Annotated in this window: 18 protein-coding genes and 1 pseudogene; 11 read left to right on the top strand and 8 right to left on the bottom strand. The window is 75.3% G+C overall.

What is annotated here, in order from left to right; genetic code table 11:
* Nucleotides 1-92 precede the first annotated feature (92 nt).
* The 6 genes from ACIOHG_RS15215 (at nucleotide 93) to ACIOHG_RS15190 (ending at nucleotide 3,356) form a co-directional block, all read left to right on the top strand.
* Nucleotides 93-893, top strand: coding sequence for an enoyl-CoA hydratase/isomerase family protein (locus ACIOHG_RS15215; protein ID WP_400950061.1), 801 nt, complete (start codon nucleotides 93-95; stop codon nucleotides 891-893).
* Between the two features lie 136 nt (nucleotides 894-1,029).
* On the top strand, nucleotides 1,030-1,509 hold the full coding sequence (locus ACIOHG_RS15210) for an Asp23/Gls24 family envelope stress response protein (RefSeq protein WP_400950059.1): 480 nt from the start codon (nucleotides 1,030-1,032) through the stop codon (nucleotides 1,507-1,509).
* 59 nt (nucleotides 1,510-1,568) lie between these two features.
* Nucleotides 1,569-1,760, top strand: coding sequence for a hypothetical protein (locus ACIOHG_RS15205; RefSeq protein ID WP_400715927.1), 192 nt, complete (start codon nucleotides 1,569-1,571; stop codon nucleotides 1,758-1,760).
* Complete coding sequence (locus tag ACIOHG_RS15200) at nucleotides 1,760-2,107, top strand: hypothetical protein (protein ID WP_400950058.1); 348 nt, start codon at nucleotides 1,760-1,762, stop codon at nucleotides 2,105-2,107. The genes ACIOHG_RS15205 and ACIOHG_RS15200 overlap by 1 nt, the downstream gene beginning before the upstream one ends.
* Nucleotides 2,108-2,193: 86 nt before the next feature.
* Nucleotides 2,194-2,715 carry a DUF6286 domain-containing protein gene (locus ACIOHG_RS15195; protein ID WP_400950055.1) on the top strand — a complete coding sequence of 174 codons (522 nt, stop codon included), beginning with the start codon at nucleotides 2,194-2,196 and terminating at the stop codon, nucleotides 2,713-2,715.
* Nucleotides 2,712-3,356, top strand: a complete 645-nt coding sequence (locus tag ACIOHG_RS15190; RefSeq protein ID WP_400950052.1) for an alkaline shock response membrane anchor protein AmaP — start codon at nucleotides 2,712-2,714, stop codon at nucleotides 3,354-3,356. The genes ACIOHG_RS15195 and ACIOHG_RS15190 overlap by 4 nt, the downstream gene beginning before the upstream one ends.
* Nucleotides 3,357-3,370: 14 nt before the next feature.
* Here ACIOHG_RS15190 and ACIOHG_RS15185 read toward each other — a convergent pair whose 3' ends face one another.
* From ACIOHG_RS15185 to ACIOHG_RS15175, 3 genes and pseudogenes are all read right to left on the bottom strand, one after another.
* The gene (locus ACIOHG_RS15185; RefSeq protein ID WP_400950049.1) at nucleotides 3,371-4,126 is read right to left on the bottom strand and encodes an SDR family oxidoreductase; all 756 of its coding nucleotides are present in this window, start codon (nucleotides 4,124-4,126) and stop codon (nucleotides 3,371-3,373) included.
* Between the two features lie 42 nt (nucleotides 4,127-4,168).
* Nucleotides 4,169-5,200, bottom strand: a complete 1,032-nt coding sequence (locus ACIOHG_RS15180; RefSeq protein ID WP_400950591.1) for a right-handed parallel beta-helix repeat-containing protein — start codon at nucleotides 5,198-5,200, stop codon at nucleotides 4,169-4,171.
* A 48-nt stretch (nucleotides 5,201-5,248) separates the two neighbouring features.
* A pseudogene (locus ACIOHG_RS15175) lies at nucleotides 5,249-5,698 on the bottom strand (carbohydrate binding domain-containing protein); the annotation flags it as partial.
* Between the two features lie 194 nt (nucleotides 5,699-5,892).
* On the opposite strand from ACIOHG_RS15175, the gene ACIOHG_RS15170 reads away from it, so the two are divergent.
* Complete coding sequence (locus ACIOHG_RS15170; RefSeq protein ID WP_400950047.1) at nucleotides 5,893-8,184, top strand: SpoIIE family protein phosphatase; 2,292 nt, start codon at nucleotides 5,893-5,895, stop codon at nucleotides 8,182-8,184.
* Nucleotides 8,185-8,206: 22 nt separating this feature from the next.
* Here the strand turns inward: ACIOHG_RS15170 and ACIOHG_RS15165 are convergent, their stop codons facing one another.
* On the bottom strand, nucleotides 8,207-9,013 hold the full coding sequence (locus tag ACIOHG_RS15165) for an SURF1 family protein (protein ID WP_400950044.1): 807 nt from the start codon (nucleotides 9,011-9,013) through the stop codon (nucleotides 8,207-8,209).
* Between the two features lie 31 nt (nucleotides 9,014-9,044).
* Nucleotides 9,045-10,040 (bottom strand): DEDDh family exonuclease, encoded by a 996-nt coding sequence (locus ACIOHG_RS15160; RefSeq protein ID WP_400950042.1) that lies wholly within the window; start codon nucleotides 10,038-10,040, stop codon nucleotides 9,045-9,047.
* A 122-nt stretch (nucleotides 10,041-10,162) separates the two neighbouring features.
* Here ACIOHG_RS15160 and ACIOHG_RS15155 point away from each other — a divergent pair, with 122 nt between their 5' ends.
* The 4 genes from ACIOHG_RS15155 (at nucleotide 10,163) to moaA (ending at nucleotide 14,507) form a co-directional block, all read left to right on the top strand.
* The gene (locus ACIOHG_RS15155; RefSeq protein WP_400950040.1) at nucleotides 10,163-11,206 is read left to right on the top strand and encodes a zinc-dependent alcohol dehydrogenase family protein; all 1,044 of its coding nucleotides are present in this window, start codon (nucleotides 10,163-10,165) and stop codon (nucleotides 11,204-11,206) included.
* A 221-nt stretch (nucleotides 11,207-11,427) separates the two neighbouring features.
* Nucleotides 11,428-11,805 (top strand): DUF485 domain-containing protein, encoded by a 378-nt coding sequence (locus ACIOHG_RS15150; RefSeq protein WP_400950037.1) that lies wholly within the window; start codon nucleotides 11,428-11,430, stop codon nucleotides 11,803-11,805.
* Entirely contained in the window at nucleotides 11,802-13,418 is a 1,617-nt protein-coding gene (locus ACIOHG_RS15145) for a cation acetate symporter (RefSeq protein ID WP_400950036.1), read from the top strand. Before ACIOHG_RS15150 ends, ACIOHG_RS15145 begins: the two co-directional genes overlap by 4 nt.
* Nucleotides 13,419-13,517: 99 nt before the next feature.
* The gene (gene moaA / locus ACIOHG_RS15140; protein WP_400950034.1) at nucleotides 13,518-14,507 is read left to right on the top strand and encodes a GTP 3',8-cyclase MoaA; all 990 of its coding nucleotides are present in this window, start codon (nucleotides 13,518-13,520) and stop codon (nucleotides 14,505-14,507) included.
* 7 nt (nucleotides 14,508-14,514) lie between these two features.
* Here the strand turns inward: moaA and ACIOHG_RS15135 are convergent, their stop codons facing one another.
* The 3 genes from ACIOHG_RS15135 to ACIOHG_RS15125 all read right to left on the bottom strand — a co-directional run bounded on the left by ACIOHG_RS15135 (nucleotide 14,515) and on the right by ACIOHG_RS15125 (nucleotide 15,992).
* The gene (locus ACIOHG_RS15135) at nucleotides 14,515-14,778 is read right to left on the bottom strand and encodes a hypothetical protein (RefSeq protein WP_400950031.1); all 264 of its coding nucleotides are present in this window, start codon (nucleotides 14,776-14,778) and stop codon (nucleotides 14,515-14,517) included.
* A gap of 223 nt (nucleotides 14,779-15,001) precedes the next feature.
* Nucleotides 15,002-15,349, bottom strand: a complete 348-nt coding sequence (locus tag ACIOHG_RS15130) for a DUF3099 domain-containing protein (RefSeq protein ID WP_400950030.1) — start codon at nucleotides 15,347-15,349, stop codon at nucleotides 15,002-15,004.
* 94 nt (nucleotides 15,350-15,443) lie between these two features.
* Nucleotides 15,444-15,992 carry an RNA 2'-phosphotransferase gene (locus tag ACIOHG_RS15125; RefSeq protein ID WP_400950028.1) on the bottom strand — a complete coding sequence of 183 codons (549 nt, stop codon included), beginning with the start codon at nucleotides 15,990-15,992 and terminating at the stop codon, nucleotides 15,444-15,446.
* Nucleotides 15,993-16,019 lie beyond the last annotated feature (27 nt).

The following is a 16,019-nucleotide window of genomic DNA, read 5'->3' as shown; positions in this document are numbered from 1 at the left end:
GTTCCTGTACGTGGATCGGGCGCTTTGTTACTCTCCAGTAGCCCGTCGGGGTCGGCGGGCGTCCCCGCCCTGCCGCTGGAGGTACCCCCGCCATGACCGACCGCATCCCCGACGCCGACCGCACCGCGTGGGAGCAGGCCGGGGTCCGCCTCGACCTGGACGGCGAGCGCGCCGTCGTCACGCTCTGCGACCCGAAGCGCCGCAACGCCCAGACCCCCGCCATGTGGCGTGCGCTGGCCGCCGTCGGCCGCGCGCTGCCCGGCACCGTCCGGGTCGCCGTGCTGCGGGCCGAGGGCTCCTCCTTCTCGGCCGGCCTGGACCGCGCCATGTTCACCCCCGAGGGCATCCCCGGCGAGACCGGCTTCCTCCAGCTCGCCGCCGCCACCGACGCCGACCTCGACGCCGCGATCGCCTCCTACCAGGAGGCCTTCACCTGGTGGCGCCGCAACGACCTGGTGACGATCGCCGCCGTCCAGGGCCACGCGGTCGGCGCCGGCTTCCAGCTCGCCCTCGCCTGCGACCTGCGGGTGGTCGCCGAGGACGTCCAGTTCGCCATGAAGGAGACCTCGCTCGGCCTGGTCCCCGACCTGGCCGGCACCAAGCCGCTCACCGAACTGGTCGGCTACGCCCGGGCGCTGGAGATCTGCGCGACCGGCCGCCGGGTCGGCGCGGACGAGGCGGTGGCGATCGGCCTGGCCAACCTGGCCGTCCCGGCGGAGGACCTGGACGCCGCCGCGAACGACCTGGCCGCCGCGCTGCTGGCCGCCCCGCGGGCCGCCGTCACCGAGACCAAGGCGCTGCTGCGCGGCGCGGCCGGGCGCGACTTCGAGGCCCAGCGGGCCGCCGAGCGCGAGGCCCAGGCCCGCCGGATCCGGGACCTGGCCGGCCGCTGACCCGGGGCGGGGCCGCTCCCGGCGTACCGCCGACCGGCCCACCCGTACGGGTTCCTGGCGGTGCGTCAGGTGTGGCGCGATGTCAGGGTTGGGGTGATTTGCGGTATAGCTGGACTCGAACGTCAGGAGATCCGAAATGGCGCAGCCCCACACCCCCACGCCCGCCGACCTGCAGAAGAGCGGCACGGACCAGCAGCAGAACGACGGCGAGCGCGGCCGCACCGCGCTCGCCGTAGGGGTGGTCGAGAAGATCGCGGGCATGGCCGCCCGCGAAGTGTCCGGCATCCACGCCCTGGGCTCGGGCTTCTCCCGGACGTTCGGCGCGGTGCGGGACCGGGTTCCCGGCTCCAAGTCGAGCGTCGGGCGCGGGATCAAGGCCGAGGTCGGCGAGAAGCAGGCCGCCATCGACATCGCGCTGGTGGTGGAGTACGGCGTGATCATCCCGCGGCTCGCGGGCGAGGTCCGCTCCAGCATCATCGGGGCGGTCGAGCGGATGACCGGCCTGGAGGTGGTCGAGGTGAACATCGCCGTCAACGACGTCCACCTGCCCGACGACCCGGACGACGCGGAGGAAGAGGAGCAGGAGTCCTCCGGCAAGCGTCCGCGCGTGCAGTGAGCGCCACGAACCGACCGTCCGGGCAGCACTGACTCGGCACGAACCGCGAAGGAGCTGGAATGAATCTGGCGTTGGTGGGCCTGCTCGTCGGCATGGCCCTCGGCTTCGCCGGCTACTTCGGGGGGTTCGCGGCGTTCCTGCTGGTCGCGGTGCTCGGAGCGGTGGGCTTCGTGGTGGGCCGGCTGGTCGAGGGGGACATCGAGCTCGGCGACCTCGGCGAGCTGCTGCGCGGCCGGGACCGGCGGCGCTGATGGCGCACCCCGGGGCGGCCGCCGGCCCGCCCGCCCAGCGCCGCGGCGAGGACCACGTCGCCGACCGCGTGCACCGCCGGATCGCCGCCCGCGCGGCCGCCGACGCCCTCGCCCCGGCCTGGCAGGACCGCCCCGACCGGCCGCCGCGGCCGAAGGTCGCGGCCCTGATCACGCACGGCCGGGTCCGGCTCACCCTGCACCTGGAACTCCCCTTCCCCTCGGACGTCGCGCACTGGGCCCGCGCCGCCCGGGAGGCCGCCTGCGCCCGGGTCACCGAGCTCACCGGCACCCCCGTGGCCGCCGCCGACGTCGTGGTGGACCGCCTGCACCCGGCGGCCGCCCGGTGACCGGCCCGGAACCCGCCGCACCGGCAACGCCGCAGCCGCGGCCGTACCCGCGCGGGGCCGGCCGCCGGCTGCGCTCGGCCCGGTCGGTGCCGACCGCGCTGGTGGTCGCCGCCGCGCTGGTCGGGGCCGGGACGCTGCTGTACGACCTGGTCGCCGTCCGGGCCGGTGGGCGGGCCCGGCCGTGGCGGCAGGACCTGGCCCGCGAGCTGGCCACCCGCCACCTGGACGACCCGTGGGTGCTGGGCTTCGCGGGCGGCGCGGCCGCGCTCGGCCTGCTGCTGCTGTGGCTGGCCCTCGCCCCCGGCCTGCGCGGCTGGCTGCCGCTGGAGCCGGCGGGCTCCGCGATCCACCGCGCCGCGCTCGGCGCACTGATCGCCGACCGGGCCCGGCGGCGCGCCGACGTGCACTCCTGGCAGGTGAAGGTCGGCCGGCGGCGGGCCCGGGTCACCCTCACCGGCACCGCCGACCCGGCGGGTGCGGAGCGCGACCTGCGGGCCGAACTCGCCCGCGTCCCGCTGGCCGTCCCGTACCGGCTGGACGTCCGCAGCCGGGACCGGAAAGAGCGTCACCACCGCCGCGAACTCGCCGAGTTGGAGCCGCCCCGATGAGCCGACGCACCGTCAACCGGACGATCCTGGCGCTCGTCGGGCTCGGGCTGCTGCTCGGCGCGGCGCTGGTCCTGCTCGGCGGCCTGGACGCGTACGGGCGGCTCGGCGTCACCCCGCCGCACTGGTGGCCGCTCACCTCGCCCGACCAGCCGGTGCTGAGCGCCGCGAGCCGGGCGAAGTGGTCGGCGCGCTCCTGGTGGTGGCCGGTGGCGATCGCGCTGCCCGCGCTGGTGGTGCTCGGCTGCCTGTGGTGGCTCTTCGCCCAGCTGCGGCGCGGCGGCCCGGCCGGGGTCGACCTGCCCTCGCCCGCCGCGCCCGGCGAGCCGCACTTCGCGCTGCACGTGCGCAGCCGGGCCGTCGAGGAGGCGATCGAGGCCGAGACGGTGGCCCTGCCGGACGTCGACCGGGTGACCGTCCGGGTCACCGGCGCCGCCCGCCGCCCCGAGGTGCGGGCCGTCCTGCGGCTCGCCCCCGGCGCGGACACCGCCGCCCTGGTCACGGCCTACCGGGACGGCCCGGTCGAGCACGCCCGCCGCTCGCTGGGCCTGCCCGCGCTCCCCGCCCAGCTCCGGCTGCGGATGTCCCGGCCCCGCAAGGAGCGGGCGGCGCGGGCGAAGTCCCGGGGCCCGCGGGTGCGCTGACGCCCCGACAGCTTCTACAGGACGCGGGTCGCGCCGCCGTCGACCGGGACCATCAGGCCGGTCAGGTAGGAGGCGGCGGGGGAGAGCAGGAAGGCGGCGGTGCGGCCGAACTCCTCGGGGGTGCCGTAGCGGCGCAGCGGGATGCCGGCCGCGGCGGCCGCGCGGGCGGCGGCCGGGTCCGGGTTCAGGCCGTCCAGCTCGCGGACCCGGTCGGTGTCGATCCGGCCGGGCAGCAGGCCCAGGACCCGGACGCCGCGCGGGCCCAGCTCGTCGGCGAGGGTCTTGGCGGCCATCGCCAGGCCGGGCCGCAGGCCGTTGGAGACGCCCAGGCCCGGGATCGGCTGGCGGACCGAGGTGGAGAGCACGAAACCGATCACCCCGCCCGGGCCGAGCTCCCCGGCGGCGGTCCGGGCCAGCCGCAGCGCCCCCAGGAAGACCGAGTCGAAGGCGTCCCGCCAGGCCTCGTCCGGGGTGGTGGCGACCGGCCCGGCCGCGGGGCCGCCGACGCTGATCAGGATGCCGTCGAAGCCGCCGAAGCGTTCGCGCGCCGCGTCGACCAGCCGCTGCGGGGTGGCCGGGTCGGCGTTGTCGGCGGCCACCCCGTGCGCGTCCGGGCCGAGCGCGCGGGCGGCCGCCCCGGCCGACTCCGCCGTCCGGCCGGTGACGACCACCTTGGCGCCCTCGGCGACCAGCTGCCGCGCGGTGGCGTGACCGAGGCCCCGGGTCGCCCCGGTCACCACGTACACCCTGTCCTTGAGTCCGAGATCCATGCCGACCATTCTCGCCGGTCGGCCCGGGGACCCGACGGAGGGTCAGCCCACCGGCACGCCGGGGTTGGTGAGCGCGGTGCCGCCGGTCACGGTGTTGTCGGCGGTGACGGTGACCGGGCAGTCGGCGGAGTAGTTGGTGACGTCGATCGCGTACTTGGCGGCGTTGCCGCCGGTGGCGTTCGTCAGGTCGGAGCGGTTGCCGCGGAACACGGTGCCGCAGCCCCAGCCGGGCGCCTGGCTGTGGGTCTGGTAGCCGTCGTTCATGGTGCGGGTGCCGGTGTTGTTCTCGATGACGTAGCCGTTGCCCTTCACGTCGACCCAGGAGTCGTCGTAGTTGACGTTCGTCAGCCCGCTGCCGTCGAAGCGGTTGCCGGACACCAGCCCGCCGGTGGTGCCCTCCTTCAGGTCGACGTTCTCGCCGCCGATGTTCGGCCCGATGGTGTTGCCGACGATCTGCACGTGGTCGCTCCGGTCGGTGAGCGTGTTGGCGGTGCCGACGTACACGCCCTCGCCCTTGCCGTCGTGCGCCGTCCCGGTGTCGTGCACGGTGGAGTTCCGCAGCACCCCGTAGCTGGAGGAGTTGCGGAAGTGCACGCCCTCCATGGTGGTGTGGTGGACCGTCACCCCGTCCAGCACCACGTGGTCGGAGGCGTCGACCATGATGCCCTTCTGCGCGTTGGTGACGGTGATGCCCCGGACGGTCCAGTACGGGGCGCCGGCCAGCGAGAGGCCGTAGCCGCCCCCGGTGGCGGTGGTCAGGACGGCGTTCGGCGAGCCGGTCAGGGTGATCGGAGCGGCGGCCGTGCCCGCCGCGGTGATCTTGAAGTTGCCGGTGTACGTCCCGTCGGCGAGCTGGATGGTCCGGCCCGGCACCGCGGCGCTCAGCGCGGCCTGCAGCTCCTTGGCGGTGGAGACCTTGACGGTGCTCCCGCCGGTGCTCGGCGTCGGCGACGGGGTCGGTGTCTGCGTCGGCGTCGGTGACTGCGTCGGGGTCCCGGTCGGGGTCGCGGTCGGCGTCGGCGAGGCGGACGGGCTGGGTGGCGGGCCGGACGGGGCGGTGCCGCTCGCGGTCAGCGAGACGTCGTCGGCCTGGTAGGCGCTGCCGTACCAGCCGCTCAGCGTGACGGTGAGCTGCTCGGTGGCGGGGCCGGTGGTGAAGGCGCGGGTGAGCCGGGTCCAGCCGGCGGCGTTGGTCCAGGTGGAGCTGGACACGCCGGTGCCGGTGGCGGCGAGGGTGACGTAGGAGCCCTTCACCCAGGCGGTCAGGGTGTAGTCGGTGTTCGGCCGGACGGCGACGGTCTGCGCGCAGGGGGCCAGGTCGGCCTGGCCGGGCGAGGCGGTCAGCGCGGAGCCCCCGGAGTGCGGGGCGGCGGTCGTGGTGGCGGCGGTGCCGGCGCAGGCCCAGGGGGCGAGCGCGCCGGTCTCGAAGCCACCGTTGGCGAGCAGTTCGGTGGCCGCCCCGGCCGGGGCGGGCAGCAGGGCGAGGGCGGCGGAGCCCAGGCCGAGGGCGGTGGCGGCGGCCAGGCCGCGGGGGAGGCGGCGCGGGAGGCGATGCGGGGTGCGATGCGTCATGAAGATGCGCTCCGAGGTGGGGGAAAGAGCGGGTTCCGGACGGTGCACCGTCAATCTGGACTAGACCATTGCCGGGCGTCAATGGGTGCGGGCCGACCGGGTGGCCCGCCGGGCGGCGGTCCGGGCGTCGATGGCGCGCGGCCCGGAACCGGTCGAAGATGGGGGGACCGGACCACCCACCCGAGGTGCAGCGCATGGACAGTCGGCGGTTGCCGTACATCGACGGTGTCGCGGCCGCCCTGGTCGACGGCACGGGCCGCGTGGTGGGCTGGACCGCCGCCGCCGAGCAGCTGCTCGCCCTGGACGCGGCCCAGGTCACCGGCCGCCCCGCCCGCGAACTGCTGGCCGACGGCGAGGCCGACGCCGACGCGCTCGGCAAGCGGGCCGGCGAGGTCCGGCTGCGCAGCGGCGACGGCCCCCCGGTCGAGGTCTCCTACCAGGTGCTGCCGCTGGCCGGGGAGCACGGCGAGGTCCGCGCCCTGGTGCTGGCCACCTCCGCCGCCGCCGTCGCCCGGCGGCGGCAGGACGAGGCGTTCACCCGCGAACTGTTCCTCCAGGACCGGCTCGGCCTCGCCGTCTTCGACTCCGACCTGCGGCTGCTGCGCACCAACACCCACCTGCTGCCCTACACCGGCCTGCCGGAGGACCTGGCCGGGCACCGGCTGCGCGACTTCCTGCAGCCCGGGGACGCCGAGGCGGCCGAGGCGATCCTGCGGCACGTGATCGACACCGGGGAGCCGCTGGTCCGGGCCGAGCTGCCGATCCGCACCCTGGACGACCCCGGCCCCGGGGTGGTGATGGAGGTCCAGGCGTTCCGGCTGCAGGCCCCCGACGGCTCGCTGATCGGCGTGACCGCGCTGTTCGGCGACGTCACCGAGCTGCACCGCTACCGGCAGCGGGCCGACGTGCTGCACCGGGCCACCGCCGCCGTCGGCGCCTCGCTCTCCGTGGTCGGCACCGCCGAGGACCTGGCCGGCGTGCTGGTGCCCGGCCTCGGCCGGCGCGCCGAGGTGGACATCGCCGAGGCCGTCTTCACCGGCGACGAGCCGCTGCCCGGCGCGGACGGCGCGCTCGCCGTCCGCCGCACCGCCACCGCCGGGCCGCCCGGCCCCGACGACCGCCCGCTCGGCCCGATCGGCCGGGCCGAGCTCGGCCGCCCCGCCGCCGCCACCGCCGACCCGCCCACCATGAGCGCCCCGCTGAACACCCGGGGCGGCCCGCTCGGCCGGATCACCGTGCACCGCCCGCCCGCCGAGGGCCCGTACGCCCGCGAGGACCTGGAGGTGCTGCGGGAGATCGCCGCCCGGGCCGCGCTCGCCGTCGACAACGCCCGCCGCTACACCCGCGAGCACCGGGCCGCCGTCGGCCTGCAGCGCTCGCTGCTGCCGCCCGCCGAGACCGTGGTGCCCGCCGCCACCACCGCCAGCGTCTACCGGCCCACCGACACCGCGACCGGCGTCGGCGGCGACTGGTTCGACGTCATCCCGCTCTCCTCGGCCCGGGTCGCCCTGGTGGCCGGCGACGTGGTCGGCCACGGCCTGCAGGCCAGCGCCACCATGGGGCGGCTGCGCACCGCCGTGCGGACCCTGGCCGACCTCGACCTGGAACCGGACGAGCTGCTGGTGCACCTGGACGACCTGGTCTCCCAGCTGGTGGTCGAGGGCAGTGAGGAGGAGCGCGAGCGCGGTGTCGCCGACCCGTCCGGGGCGACCTGCGTGTACGCCGTCTACGACCCGGTGTCCGGGATCTGCCAGGCCGCCAGCGCCGGGCACCCGCCGCCCGCGCTGGTGCACCCGGACGGGCGGGTCGAGTACCTGCCGGTCAACCCGGGGCCGCCGCTCGGCGTCGGCGGGCTGCCGTTCGAGACCGTCGAGTGCGTGCCGCCGGCCGGGAGCGTGCTGGCGCTCTACACCGACGGCCTGATCGAGGGCGTCAACCGCGACCTGGACGAGGGGATGGCGCAGCTGGCCGTCCGGCTCGGCGAGACCGGGCTCGGCGGCGACCTGGCCGCCGCCGGGCGGGCCATCGTCGCGGAGATGTCCACCGCCGGGCAGGGCGACGACGTGACGCTGCTGCTGGCCCGGCTGCACCCGGTGCCGCCGGAGGCCACCGCTGCCTGGAGCATCGACGCCGACCCGGCGGCGGTCGCCGGGGTGCGCGAGGCCGCCACCCGGCAGCTGGAGGAGTGGGGGCTCGGCGAGCTGGTGTTCACCACCGAGCTGGTGCTGAGCGAGCTGGTCACCAACGCGATCCGGTACGCGGGCGGGCCGGTGCAGGTCCGGCTGATCCGCTCCTCGGTGCTGACCTGCGAGGTCTCCGACCCGAGCGCCACCCAGCCGCGGATGCGCCGGGCCCGGCTCACCGACGAGGGCGGCCGCGGCCTCTACCTGGTCGCGCAGCTCACCGAGCGCTGGGGGAGCCGCTACACCCGCTCCGGCAAGACCATCTGGGCCGAGCAGCCGATCGAAGCGCCGGCCGTTCCGTGAGCGCCCGTCCGGTGGGCGGCGCTCAGCCCGCGGCGGCGACCGGCTCCCCGGCGGCGGCCGGGGCCGCGGCCCGCTCGGCGGCGCGCTGCCCGGCCTCGCGGCGGGCCAGCACCACCACGCCGACCGGGACCAGCGCGGCGAACAGCCACCACTGGACGGCGTACGCCATGTGCGGGCCGATGTCGGAGTGGCCGGGCTCGGCCAGCGGCTCCGGCGGGTTGCCGGCGGCGGGCTGCGAGGAGGCCAGCTCCAGGTAGCCGCCCAGCACCTCGGTGCCGGCGGACTTCGCCTGCTCGGCGCTGTTGATCACCTTGTACATCCGCTCGGGCAGCCCGCCGCGGTTCTTCACGCCCAGCGAGGCGTAGGTCTCATCGGCGCGCAGCCGCCCGGTGACGGTGACCTCGCCGGCCGGCGGGGCGGGGACGGCGGGCAGGCTGGCGGCGTCCGAACCGGACTCCACCCAGCCGCGGTTGACCAGCACCGACCCCTTGCCGTCGGCCAGCACCAGCGGGGTGACCACGAAGTAGCCGATGGTGGAGCCGCCCGGCTCGGTGCGGCCGCGGATCACCACCTCGTGCGCGGTGTCGTAGCGGCCCTGCGCGGTGACGGTGCGCCAGACCTGGTCGCCGGGGACGGACCAGCCGGGAGAGGAGAGGCCGTCGAAGGCGACCGCCGGACTGCCCAGGTTGCGCGCCACCAGGTCGTTGCGGGCGACCCGGGCCTCGTGCCGGTGGTACTGCCAGAAGCCCAGCCGGACCATGGTGGGGATCAGCACCAGGGCCACCAGCAGGACGCCCGCCCAGCGCGCGGACAGCAGGAATCGGTACACACCCGGCACGCTAATCCTCCTTACCGCCGCGTCACGCACCGGGGTGCGGCGCGACCTCCCGCAGCAGCTGCAGGAAGGCGTCCTCGCCGACCACGGGGGTGCCGTACTCGCGGGCCTTGCGGGCCTTGCCGCTCCACGAGCCGGGCTCGTTGGTGACCAGCAGGCTGGTGAGCCGGCTCACCGAGGAGGCGATGTGCAGGCCGGCCTCGGTGGCCCGGTCCTCCAGCAGCTCGCGCTCGGTGGCGGTGTCGCCGCTGATCGCCACCCGCATGCCCTGCACCAGCGGGGAGCCGTCCGCCCAGCGGCCCGGGTTCGGGTACGGGCAGGCCGGGCGCTTGCGGGCGGGCCGGTAGGAGCTGTTCCAGGAGCCGCGGGCCGGGCCGCCCGCCGGGGCGGCGGAGGCGGTGCCCTCGCCGAGGTCGGTGACGGCCACGCAGGCGGTCAGCGGCAGCGGGACGCCGCCGTCCCGGGCCAGCCGCAGCGAGGGCCGGAACACCTCGGCCAGCACCCGGGCGTCGTCCAGCGCGTGGTGGGCCCGGCGCTGGCTGACGCCGAAGTGGGCGGCCAGCGAGGAGAGCTTGCCGTTGGGCAGCGGCAGCCGCAGGTCGCGGGCCAGCACCATGGTGCACAGCCGCTGCTCGACCGGGGCGGCCAGGCCGGCCCGGGAGAACTCGCGGGAGATCATGTTCCAGTCGAACAGGGCGTTGTGCGCCACCATCACCCGGCCGCGCAGCCGCTCGGCGAACTCGGCGGCGATCTCCGGGAAGGTCGGCGCGCCCTCCAGCACCTCGCTGGTCAGGCCGTGGATCCAGACCGGGCCCGGGTCCCGCTCCGGGTTGACCAGGGTGTACCAGTGGTCGGTGACCTCGCCGTCCGCGTCCAGCTGGTAGACGCCCGCCGAGATCACCCGGTCGGAGCGGCCGAGACCGGTGGTCTCGACGTCGACCACGGCGAAGCCGCGGGCCCCGGACCCGTCGGGGCCGGTGCGCCGGGCCGGGAACGGCGACGGGGCGAAGGACGCGTGCATAACGCACCACTCTACGGGGAGCGCCGGGCGGCTCCGGCCGGAATGCCCGGGGCGCGGCCGTGCTTACAGTGGAACGAGGGTGCGAAACCCTGCACCCGCCTCTGCACCGAAGGACATCCCTCATGCGCGCCACCGTGATCCACGGCCCCCAGGACATCCGGATCGAGGAGGTGCCCGACCCGCGGATCGAGCGCCCCACCGACGCGGTGGTCCGGGTGCTGAACGCCTGCATCTGCGGCAGCGACCTGTGGGCCTACCGGGGAGTGGCGAAGCGGGAGGCCGGGCAGCGGATCGGGCACGAGTTCCTGGGCTTCGTCGAGGAGGTCGGCGCCGAGGTGCGCGGCTTCGCGCCCGGCGACCTGGTGGTGGCCCCGTTCGTCTGGTCGGACGGCGTCTGCGAGTTCTGCCGCGAGGGCCTGCAGACCTCCTGCCCGCACGGCGGGTTCTGGGGCACCCCGGGCTCGGACGGCGGCCAGGGCGAGGCGGTCCGGGTGCCGTTCGCGGACGGCACGCTGGTGCAGCTGCCGAAGGAGGCGGCCGGGGACGAGAAGCTGCTGCCCGGCCTGCTGGCGCTCTCCGACGTGATGGCGACCGGCCACCACGCGGCGGTCTCGGCGGGCGTGCGGCCCGGCGCGACGGTCGCGGTGGTCGGCGACGGCGCGGTCGGCCTGTGCGGCGTGCTGGCCGCGCACCGGCTCGGCGCGGGCCGGATCATCGCGCTCGGCCGGCACGAGGGCCGGACGGCGATCGCCCGCTCCTTCGGCGCGACCGACGTGGTCGCCGAGCGCGGCGAGGCCGCGGTCGAGGCGGTCCGCGAGCTGACCGGCGGCCTGGGCGCGCACGCCGTGCTGGAGGCGGTCGGCACCGAGGAGTCGATGCGGACGGCGATCTCGATCGCCCGGGACGGCGGCGCGGTCGGCTACGTGGGCGTGCCGCACGGCGGCAGCGCGGGCGTGGACATCGGCCAGATGTTCAACCGCAACGTGCAGCTGCGCGGCGGTGTGGCCCCGGCCCGGGCGTACATCCCCGAACTGCTGCCCGACGTGCTCTCCGGCGCGATCGAGCCGGGCAAGGTGTTCGACCGGACGGTGGGCCTGGACGGGGTGCCGGAGGGCTACCGGGCGATGGACGAGCGGACGGCGCTGAAGGTCCGGATCGCCTTCTGAGGGTCGGCTGATCACCTGCCGAGCAGGCATATTTGACAGATCATCACACCGGGGCGGCCGCAAAACGGCCGCCCCGGTGGCGTGTTCTGGTCAGTTTTCGGCCATGTCGCGTGGGGAAGCTTCTCGGCACCCGGTCCGCGATCTAGCATGCAGCGCACTCAATGTGACGTCCCTCACGTCCATCTGATCGTCCGAAGACCCGAAGACGTCAGGAGACCCGCGTGGCACCCCCGCCCGATTCAGTCCCCGAATCGTTCCAACGTATCGAGGAGACCGCCGAGTTCCGCCAACTGCGCAGCTCCTTCCGGAACTTCGCATTCCCGGTGACGGCCGGATTCGTCCTCTGGTACCTGCTGTACGTCCTGCTCAGCTGCTACGCCCCCGGCTTCATGAGCACCAAGGTCGTCGGCAACATCAACCTCGCGCTGGTGCTCGGACTGCTCCAGTTCGCCAGCACCTTCGCCATCGCCGCCTGGTACGCCCGGTTCGCCGACCGCCGGCTCGACCCGCGCGCCGCCGTCATCCGCGGCCGCGCCGAGGCCGCGCTGCCCGCCCAGCCCGCCGACCGCTCCGCCGTGCCCGAGGAGGCCGCCGAATGATGACGCACCTGGCCGCCGGCTCGGCGGGCGAGCACCGCACCCTGATCATGTCCCTGTTCGGGGTGTTCGTCCTCACCACCCTCGGCATCACGCTCTGGGCCGGGCGCAACAACCGCGACGCCTCCGACTTCTACGCCGGCGGCCGCAGCTTCACCGGCTTCCAGAACGGCCTGGCGATCTCCGGCGACTACATGTCCGCCGCGTCCTTCCTCGGCATCACCGGCGCGATCGCGCTCTCCGGCTACGACGGCTTCCTGTACTCCATCGGCTTCCTGGTCGCCTGGCTGGTCGCGCTGCTGCTGGTCGCCGAACCGCTGCGCAACTCCGGCCGCTACACCATGGCCGACGTGCTGGCCTTCCGGATGCGCCAGCGCCCCGTGCGCACCGCCGCCGGCCTCTCCACCATCGTCGTGTCGATCTTCTACCTGCTGGCCCAGATGGTCGGCGCCGGCTCGCTGGTCTCGCTGCTGCTCGGCGCCGAGAGCGACGCCGCCAAGCGCTGGACCATCGTCGCGGTCGGCGCCCTGATGGTGCTGTACGTCACCGTCGGCGGCATGAAGGGCACCACCTGGGTGCAGATCATCAAGGCCGTGCTGCTGATCGCCGGCGCCGGACTGATGACCCTCCTGGTGCTGGCCAAGTTCCACTTCAACCTGTCCGAACTGCTCGGCGCCGCCGCCAAGGCCAGCGGCAGCGGCGACAAGTTCCTCCAACCCGGCCTCAAGTACGGCGCCACCGGCACCACCAAGCTCAACTTCCTCAGCCTCGGCATCGCCCTGGTGCTCGGCACCGCCGCGCTGCCGCACATCCTGGTGCGCTTCTACACCGTCCCCACCGCGCGCACCGCCCGGAAGTCCGTGCTCTGGTCGATCGGCATCATCGGCGTCTTCTACCTGATGACCCTCGCCCTCGGCTTCGGCGCCGCCGCCCTGGTCGGCCGCAAGGCGCTGGCCGCCGACAAGTCCGGCAACACCGCCGCCCCGCTGCTCGCCGAGCACCTCGGCGGCGGCGCCGGCACCACCGGCGGCGCGGTGCTGCTCGCGGTGATCTCCGCGGTCGCCTTCGCCACCATCCTCGCCGTGGTCGCCGGGCTGACCCTGGCCTCCTCGTCCTCCTTCGCGCACGACCTGTGGGCCAACGTGATCCGCCGCGGCAAGGCCACCGAGAAGGAGGAGGTGGCCAGCGCCAAGCTCGCCGCCGTCGCCATCGGCGCCGTCGCCATCGCGCTGTCGATCTTCGCGGACAAGCTGAACGCCGCCGCGCTGGTCGCGCTCGCCTTCGCGGTCGCCGCCTCCGCCAACCTGCCCACCCTGCTCTACTCGCTGTTCTGGAAGCGCTTCAACACCACCGGCGCGGTCGCCTCCACCTACGCGGGCCTGGTCACCGCCGTCACCCTGGTGATCTTCTCCCCGGTGGTCTCCGGCAACCCGAAGACCTCGCTCTTCCCGCACAGCGACTTCTCCTGGTTCCCGCTGGAGAACCCCGGCCTGGTCTCCATCCCGGTCGGCTTCCTGGCCGGCGTGGTCGGCACCTACCTGTCCCGGGAGAAGGCCGACCCGGCGAAGTACGCCGAACTGGAGGTCCGTTCGCTCACCGGCCTGGGCGCGCACTGACCGGCCGCCTCCCCGGCACCGCCCGGGGACCCCGCTAAGCTGGCCCGGCCGCACCCCAGCGGCCGGGCCGGCAGGCTCTCCAGGGAAGGGCGGGCCGGGATGCTCCTCGACACCCACGGCCGGCAGGCCGTCGACCTGCGGGTCTCACTCACCGACCGGTGCAACCTGCGCTGCACCTACTGCATGCCCGAGGAGGGCCTGAGCTGGCTCGGCAAGCCCGAGCTGCTCACCGACGAGGAGATCGTCCGGCTGGTCCGGATCGCGGTCCGCGACCTCGGCGTCCGCGAGGTCCGCTTCACCGGCGGCGAACCGCTGCTCCGCCCCGGCCTGGTGCCGATCGTCGCCGCCTGCGCCGCGCTGGAGCCGCGCCCCGAGCTCTCCCTCACCACCAACGGCATCGGCCTGGCCCGGGTCGCGGGCGGGCTGCGGGACGCCGGGGTCGACCGGGTCAACGTCTCCCTCGACACCCTGGACCCCGAGGTCTTCCACCGGCTGACCCGCCGCCGGCGCCACCAGGACGTGCTGGACGGCCTCGCCGCCGCCGCGGCCGCCGGGCTGCGGCCGGTCAAGCTGAACGCCGTCCTGATGCGCGGCGTCAACGAGCACGAGGCCGCCAGCCTGCTCGCCTGGGCGGTCGAGCACCACTACCAGCTGCGCTTCATCGAGCAGATGCCGCTGGACGCCCAGCACGGCTGGGACCGGACCCGGATGGTCACCGCCGAGGAGATCCTCGACCTGCTGCGCACCCGCTTCGCGCTGACCCCCGAGCCGTCCGCCGCCCGCGGCGCCGCCCCCGCCGAACGCTGGCTGGTCGACGGCGGCCCCGCCACCGTCGGCGTGATCGCCTCGGTCACCCGCCCGTTCTGCCGCGCCTGCGACCGCACCCGGCTGACCGCCGACGGCCAGGTCCGCAACTGCCTGTTCGCCACCGGCGAGACCGACCTGCGCGGCGCGCTGCGCTCCGGCGCGGACGACGCCGAACTGGCCGCGCTCTGGCGGACCGCGATGTGGGGCAAGAAGGCCGGCGCGGGTATCGACCAGCCGGAGTTCCACCAGCCCGAGCGGCCGATGTCGGCGATCGGCGGCTGACGGGCCGTCAGGAGGGCGCCGGGCCGCCGGGGAAGGGCTCGGTGTCCTTGAGGAAGCCGCGGACGGCGAGGAACCGGCCGAGGGACTCGCGGTGCTCGTCGCAGGCGAGCCAGGTCTTGCGGCGCTCGGGGGTGTGCAGCTTCGGGTTGTTCCAGAGCAGGGACCAGGTGGCGCGTTCGCGGCAGCCCTTGGCGGAGCACTTCGGGGGGCCGGCCGGGGCGTCGGGGGCGGCGGCGGGGGTGCCGAAGAGGGGGTGCGCGGGGGTGTCCATGGGGCGATCCTATGCCCGGGCATGACGACGCCGGGCAGCCACGGGGGGAGCTGCCCGGCGTCGGTCCGTCGCTCCGACGGGGGATGCGGAGCGCTAAGGAAGTATGGCACGCCCGGGGCCGAGGGGCGTTACTGTCCGATGATTAATTTGAGGATGGTCTGAGCTTTCGGCCGGTCATATCGCCACCGGAACGGGCAAACCGGGCACGGGGCTTGAGGGAAGCTCAATCCTGCGGACGCTTCTCCGTCGCCCCGCCGCCACCCGTTCCGCCCGGGCCGAGCATCAGCGGGGTGTCCGGGGAGAAGGCGAAGGTCGACGGCAGGCCGGGGGCCCGCTCGCGGCCGGCGTTGGCGATCAGGACGGCGAAGTACGGCAGCAGCAGGCCGCCGGCCAGCGCGCCGTAGGCGAGCCAGCGCTGCACGTCCCAGAGGATCACGCCGAGCAGCACGCAGACGGTGCGGATCAGCATCGAGACGACGTAGCGGCGCTGCCGCCCCCGGACGTCCTCGGTGAGGCTGCTGCGGGCCCCGGTGATCCGGAAGACCTGGCCGTCGTCCGCGCTCCTGGGCATGGTGCCCTCCATCCTCGGTCGGTTCCGGCGTCTGACGCCCGACCACCGTAACCCCGCTGACGCCGGCCGGACCCACGAGGGTCCGGCGCGGCGCTCAGGGCGTGCGGCGCAGGTACTGCACGGGCACCGCGTCGGTCAGCCAGACGCCGTTGGCGGAGACCCGGAACTCGTGCCCGGCGGCGGCCATCGCCGCTGCGTCCACCGCCAGCACCACCGGCCGGCCGTGCCGGGAGCCGACCTTGACGGCCGTGTCGGTGTCGGCGGAGAGGTGGACGTCCTGCCGGCTCATCGGGCGCAGGCCCTCGGCCAGGATGTACCGCAGGGTGCGCTCGGCGGTGCCGTGGAACAGCACGTCGGGCGGGGTGCTGGCGGGCAGGCCGAGGTCGACCTCGACGGTGTGGCCCTGGCTGGCCCGGATCGAGCGGCCGTCCTCGGAGTAGGCGAAGCGGCGCTTGTTGTTGGTGGCGACCACGTGGTCCAGCTCGGCCCTGGTCAGCGGGCGGCCGTGCCGGGCCAGGGCGGCGAGCAGGGTGTCGACCTCCACCCAGCCCGCCGGGTCGAGGGCGACCCCGACGGCGCCCGGGTCGTGCCGCAGGATGCGGGAGAGCGTCTTCGAGGTCTTCACCGTGCGTTTCTCGTCCATCGGGGTCCCCCCAGGGGGTTCGGGTCG

Source organism: Kitasatospora sp. NPDC088134 (genome assembly GCF_044741705.1).
GTDB lineage: Bacteria > Actinomycetota > Actinomycetes > Streptomycetales > Streptomycetaceae > Kitasatospora.
This window is presented reverse-complemented; position numbering and strand designations above follow the sequence as displayed.